The organism is Gordonia sp. NPDC003376 (assembly GCF_053589235.1).
This window is the reverse complement of sequence record NZ_JBSFRM010000014.1, coordinates 374-6,140: the sequence shown is the minus strand read 5'-3', so window position 1 is coordinate 6,140 and position 5,767 is coordinate 374. Positions and strand designations below refer to the sequence as shown.

The following is a 5,767-nucleotide window of genomic DNA, read 5'->3' as shown; positions in this document are numbered from 1 at the left end:
CCGGCCGACGTCGGCGGGTGACCACTTCGGCTGTGGCCACCTCCCAACGCAACCTCACCGGGTTTCGACGGCCGGGCGGCCTCGCTGCGCGAGGACGTCCCGCTCAACCACCAGCGGAGCGCAGCGACACGTCGTGTCGGAACCTCCGCCGGCCGAGCTCGTCACGCAACCACCGTCACCCGACCCGCGTCGTGGCCGGGGCGGTCAGATCAGAACCGTCCGCCGGTGCCGATCCGTCCTGAGCTCGACGACCCGCCGAACGAACCGGGGCTGCGGCCGCCGCTGGTGTATCCGCCACCCCGGTGACCACCGAATCCGCCACCGCGGGTGGCCCCGCGCAAGAAGCTGTCGACGAGCACACCGGTCAGCACGGCCCCGGCGGCCGATCCGTGCTGGCGCGGCGGTTGCTGGGCGTTCTGCCAGCTCACCACGTCACCCTGGGCGGCCATCAGCGCCTGGTCGGCGAGCGAGCCCGCCCGCCGAGCGGTGTCGGTGGCGGCGAGTGGGTCCGACGACGAGGCGGCGTGCGCGTCTTGCACCAGTCGCTCCGCCTCCGACAACCGGGTGCGGGCCACCGACTGCACCGCGCCGCGGCGGGTGGCGATGAAGTCCCGGGCGGCCGACACCTTGGCGTCGGCCGACGTGAGCGCCGCGGTGAGCACCTCGGCACGCCGGGTGCGTTCGGCAGCGGCACCACGCGCCGCGTCGAGCGCGTCGTCGAGTTCGGCATCGGCGTCGACCAGCGCGGTGAACACGCCGAGCGGATCGGCGGCGAAGCCCGTCTTGGCGTCGGTCAGGGCCGCGGCGGCGCGCTGCACCGCGGTCGCCAGGGCCGGCCCGCCGTCGGTGGTCAGCTGGGTCGCCTCGGCGAGCTCACCTTCCACCTCGGTGATCAGTGCCGGCATCTGGGTGTGCGCCGCGGCGATGTTGCCCTCGGCGTTGCCGATCGCGTCGAGGAGTTTGGTGGCCTGGTCGATCGCGCCCTCGGCGGCCCGGATGTCGGCGACCGCCGGTCCCTGCTCACCGGCGGGGCGGGTGATCGCGGATCGGCCCTGATCGGCGCTGCGCTCGGCGAAGTCGATCTCCTCGCGGGCCAGGTCCACGTTGTGCAGGATCGACGTGCAGGTCTGCTCGCCGTGGCGGGCGACGAGATCGGCCAGCTGAGTCGCCGACGACTCGATCCGGGTCCGCAGGTCCACCAGCGACCGCGTGATCTGGTCGAAGCGTGACGCCGCATTGATCAACAGATTGCGCATCTCGTCGAAGGCCGTCACCTGCTCATCGAGTCGTCTGTCGGCGTCGGTGCAGGTGGTGATGATCTGCAGCAGTAGGGTGCGCTGCTCGTCCGGTGTCTCCGGGATGGCGTCGTCGAGTCGCTGACGCAGCATGAACGACGCCGCGAGCGCCTGTTTGGCGTCGTCGAGGGCAGCGCGGAACGGTGCGGTCTGCGCCGGACCGAACTCACCGACGGCCAGCACGAGTTCGTCCTCGCTGGTGCGGATCGCGTTGTCGGTGTCGGTGAGGACCTCCCGCGACCAAGGGTCGAGCACGTCGAGTGGCTGCGCGACGAGTTGGTCGGCGGTCAGCTCGTGTTCCCGCAGCGCCTCCACCCCGGTCTCCACGGCCCGACGCTTCTTGCGGCGGGAGTACAGCCACGCGCCGCCACCGCCGATGACGGCGACACCGCCGACGGTCCCGGCGACGATCCAGCCGGTGTTGGACGGGGTCATCGCGGCGGCGATACCGTCGGCCGCGGCGATTCCCGCACCGGCCCAGTCGGCCTTCTTCAACGCCGGCACGACGCCGTCGGTGGCGATCGTGGCGAGGTCGGAGTCGGTGATGTCGGCCGTCGAGGCGTTGGGCGGCGCGGTCAGCCGGTATTCGCGGTCGTCGGTGGCGATCGCGAGCAGGATGTCCTTGTCGCCGAGCAGGCTCAGTTCGGCGGTCTGGCGCGCCCAGGTGTCGTTGCTCATCCCATCGAACGACTTCACGTACACCACCCACAGCTGGATGCCGTGGGCGCTGTAGAGGCGGTCCACCGCGGCGTCGACGTCGGCGCGCTGGGCCTCGGTGAGGACATCCGCCGGATCGGACACCGGCTCGGGGAGCCGGCCGGGCGGCTGCGCGTCGGCGCGCCCGGCCAGCACCGAACCGAGCAGCACCGACGACATCAACGCCAGGACCAGCGTGATCATCGACAGGGCTGCGGCGTGTACGAGACGCGTCATCCGAGCGGTTGCCATGCCGAACAATCTAGTCACCGCACCCACCGGGATGGCTCACCTCGTCCTCTGTCCGGCGGCGGCCAGGCGAGGCCGCGGCCGGAGAGGACATCGGACTCAGCCGCGCCAGCGGCAGAGCGCCTCGACCGGGGTCAGGTCGTAGTCGGGGCCGGTCACGCCCACGGTCAACAGGGAGACACCTTCGGCGCTGACCGCGTCCGCGTCGCGCAGCAGGGCATCCACGTCGCCGCTGAACTGCAGACCGGCCGAGCGCTCGATGGTCGACGGGTCGCGGCCGACCGCCGCACAGTGTTCGGCGAGCACCGCCGACTTGTGACGATAGGTCTCGATGTCGTTGAAGCCGTGCCAGGTGTCGGCGTACTGGGCCACGTAGCGCAGCGTCTTCTTCTCCCCGCTGCCGCCGATCAGGACCGGGATGTCACGGGTCGGGGCGGGGTTGAGGCGCTTGAGTCGTGCGTCGATCCGCGGGAGCGCCTGACCGAGGTCGGCCAGCCGTGATCCGGCGGTGCCGAACTCGTAGCCGTACTCGTCGTAGTCTTTCTGGAACCAGCCGCCGCCGATGCCCAGGATCAGCCGACCGCCGGAGATGTGGTCGACGGTGCGTGCCATGTCGGCGAGCAGCTCTGGGTTGCGGTAGGAGTTGCAGGTCACCAGCGCGCCGATCTCCACCCGCTCGGTCTGCTCGGCCCACGCCCCGAGCATCGTCCAGCACTCGAAATGCGCTCCGTCGGGGTCGCCGTAGAGGGGATAGAAGTGGTCCCAGTTGAACACCACGTCGACCCCTGCGTCCTCGGCGCGCAGGACCGCGTCGCGGATCAGGGAGTACTCGGGGGCGTGCTGGGGCTGGAGTTGGACACCGATGCGAATGGGAAAGGCCATGCGCTCCAGTCTGCCCGCGCCGAGCGCATTGCGGGTACAACGAGAACGTGAACTCCGGTATCGCCCGTCCGATCGCCCCGCCGCTCGCCGAGTTACGCCGACGAACCAGCGAGAAGTGGCGCACCTACCCCGACGACGTGCTCCCGTTGTTCGTCGCCGAGATGGACTACCCCCTCGCGCCGGCCGTCGCCGAGGCGATGATCGAGCAGATCCGCACCGACGATCTCGGTTACGCCGGCAGTGCCGGAGCCGCGGGCGAGGCGTTCGCCGGCTTCGCCCACCGCCGATGGGGATGGACGGTGGCGCCCGACGACGTGCACCCGACGACCGACGTGTCGGTGGTGCTGGTCGAGGCACTGCGGGTGGCCATTCGGCCCGGGGCCCCGGTGATCATCACGCCGCCGGTGTATCCACCGTTCTTCGACATCGTTCCCGAGGCGGGGGGCCGCACGGTGGAGGTGCCGCTGGTGGATCTGGGCACGTCGTGGCGCCTGGATCTGGGCGGCATCCGCGACGCGTTCGCCGCCGGGGCCAGGGCGATCATCCTGTGCCATCCGCACAATCCGCTCGGCCTGCCGCATCCCCGCACCGACCTCGAGGCGCTCGCATCGCTGGCGGCCGCACATGGTGCGGTGGTGATCTCGGACGAGATCCACGCGCCGCTGGTCCATCCCGGGGTGGAGTTCGTGCCATTTCTCGCCGTGGACGACACCGCTCGTGAGGTGGGGATCGCCGCGCATTCGGCGAGCAAGGCCTTCAACCTCGCCGGGGCCAAGTGTGCGTTCACCGTGGTCGGGTCCAACCCGATGCGGGCGCTGGTGGACCGCCAGCCCGAGGAGGTCGCCTTCCGCACCAGCATCCTGGGGCGTGCAGCCGCCGCGGCCGCCTTCACCGACGGCGACGAGTGGCTCGACGATGTGCTGGCCACCATCGGTGAGAGCTTCGACCTGCTGGAGAAACTTGTGGCGCAGCGCCTTCCGTCGGTCACGATGCGTAGGCCGCACGCCTCGTATCTGGCCTGGTTGGACTTCCGCGCCGCCGGTCTCGGCGACGATCCGGCCGAGGTGATCCTGGAGCAGGGACGCGTCGCACTGCATCGCGGTCCGGCCTTCGGGGAGCCGGGCAAGGGATTCGCGCGCCTCAACCTGGCGTGCTCACCGGAGGTCCTCACCGAGGCGATCGATCGGATCGCCGCGGTCGTCGACGTCGCCCGCTGAGCTGACCAGATGTTCTTGCGCGTGCGGCAATGCTCGTCGACGACGGACCGGGAGCATGTCACAGTCGGGTCATGAGCGAACACGACCACGGACCCGTCATCACGCACTCCGCCGACGAGTGGGATGCCCGCTACCGCGACGCCGACCGCCTGTGGACCACCCACGTCAATCCGGCGTTGCCGGTGGAGGTCTCGGATCTGGCGCCCGGGCGGGCACTCGAGGTCGGCTCCGGTGAGGGTGCCGACGCCCGGTGGCTCGCCGACTCCGGCTGGACCGTCACCGCCGTCGACATCTCCCAGGTCGCGATCGATCGGGCGCGTGAGATCGACGGCCGTCCGGAGATCACCTGGACACGAACCGATCTCACTGTCGACGAGGTGCCGGGCGCCCCGTTTGACCTGATCACCGCCCACTATCTCCCGATCCCCACCGAGCATGCCGCGGTCGCCCGCAAGTTGGTCGACGCCGTAGCGCCCGGCGGCACCCTGCTCGTCGTGGCCCATGCGCCGGAGGGGGTGCGCGCCCACGGATTCGACCCCGACGACTACGTCCAGCCCACCGACTTCCTCGAGCTGCTCGGCGACGGCTGGACGACCGTGACCAACGAGACCCGCGATCGTGGACGCCCCGCTGGTGGAGGTCATCACGTGGAAGACGTCGTCGTGCGCGTGCAGCGGGTGGGTTGAGCCCGGGGTGGGTGCGTCGACGGGACCCGGCATCGCGAGGAACCCCCGAACGATGATTGAGCCGGGACCGACCGATCGATGATTGAGCCGGGACCGAGCGAAGCGAGGACCCGTGTCGAAATCTCCGCAGCCGGCGTTGGATGCGTGGCCACCTGCGAGGTGGTTGCGGTGGCGAGTTCGGCCGACAGAGGTTTCGACACGCCTCGTCGCGACGCTCCTCGTCGGCTCAACCACCAACAGTCTCTTGCTGATTGGGTGGGAGGTCGCTGAAGGATGATTGAGCCAGGAACCCCCGAACGATGATTGAGCCGGGACCGAGCATCGCGAGGACCCGTGTCGAAATCTCCGTAGCCGGCGTTGGATGCGTGGCCACCTGCGAGGTGGTCACGGTGGCGAGTTCGGCCGGCGGGGGTGTCGACACGCCTCGTCGCGACGCTCCTCGTCGGCTCAACCACCAACAGTCTCTTGCTGATTGGGTGGGAGGTCGCTGAAGGATGATTGAGCCGGGACCGACCGAACGATGATTGAGCCGGGACCGAGCATCGCGAGGACCCGTGTCGAAATCTCCGTAGCCGGCGTTGATGCGTGGCCACCTGCGAGGTGGTTGCGGTGGTGAGTTCGGCCGGCGGGGGTGTCGACACGCCTTGTCGCGACGCTCCTCGTCGGCTCAACCACCAACAGTCTCTTGCTGATTGGGTGGGAGGTCGCTGAAGGATGATTGAGCCGGGACCGACCGAACGAT

4 protein-coding genes are annotated in these 5,767 nt (G+C 69.9%); 2 read left to right on the top strand and 2 right to left on the bottom strand.

What is annotated here, in order from left to right; all coding sequences use genetic code 11:
- Positions 1–209 precede the first annotated feature (209 nt).
- Both ACWDUA_RS15045 and ACWDUA_RS15040 read right to left on the bottom strand, forming a co-directional pair.
- Positions 210–2,195: a TPM domain-containing protein gene (locus ACWDUA_RS15045; RefSeq protein ID WP_449751910.1), complete on the bottom strand. Its 1,986-nt coding sequence runs from the start codon at positions 2,193–2,195 to the stop codon at positions 210–212.
- Between the two features lie 144 nt (positions 2,196–2,339).
- Entirely contained in the window at positions 2,340–3,122 is a 783-nt protein-coding gene (locus ACWDUA_RS15040) for an LLM class F420-dependent oxidoreductase (protein ID WP_449751804.1), read from the bottom strand.
- A gap of 47 nt (positions 3,123–3,169) precedes the next feature.
- Here ACWDUA_RS15040 and ACWDUA_RS15035 point away from each other — a divergent pair, with 47 nt between their 5' ends.
- Both ACWDUA_RS15035 and ACWDUA_RS15030 read left to right on the top strand, forming a co-directional pair.
- The gene (locus ACWDUA_RS15035) at positions 3,170–4,339 is read left to right on the top strand and encodes a MalY/PatB family protein (RefSeq protein WP_449751803.1); all 1,170 of its coding nucleotides are present in this window, start codon (positions 3,170–3,172) and stop codon (positions 4,337–4,339) included.
- A gap of 71 nt (positions 4,340–4,410) precedes the next feature.
- Complete coding sequence (locus ACWDUA_RS15030) at positions 4,411–5,025, top strand: class I SAM-dependent methyltransferase (protein WP_449751802.1); 615 nt, start codon at positions 4,411–4,413, stop codon at positions 5,023–5,025.
- Positions 5,026–5,767: the final 742 nt, after the last annotated feature.

Bases quoted from the DNA above. Each gene is read 5' to 3' on its own strand.
- ACWDUA_RS15040 (WP_449751804.1), bottom strand. From the start codon at position 3,122: ATGGCCTTTCCCATTCGCATCGGTGTCCAACTCCAGCCCCAGCACGCC.
- ACWDUA_RS15045 (WP_449751910.1), bottom strand. From the start codon at position 2,195: ATGATCACGCTGGTCCTGGCGTTGATGTCGTCGGTGCTGCTCGGTTCG.
- ACWDUA_RS15030 (WP_449751802.1), top strand. From the start codon at position 4,411: ATGAGCGAACACGACCACGGACCCGTCATCACGCACTCCGCCGACGAG.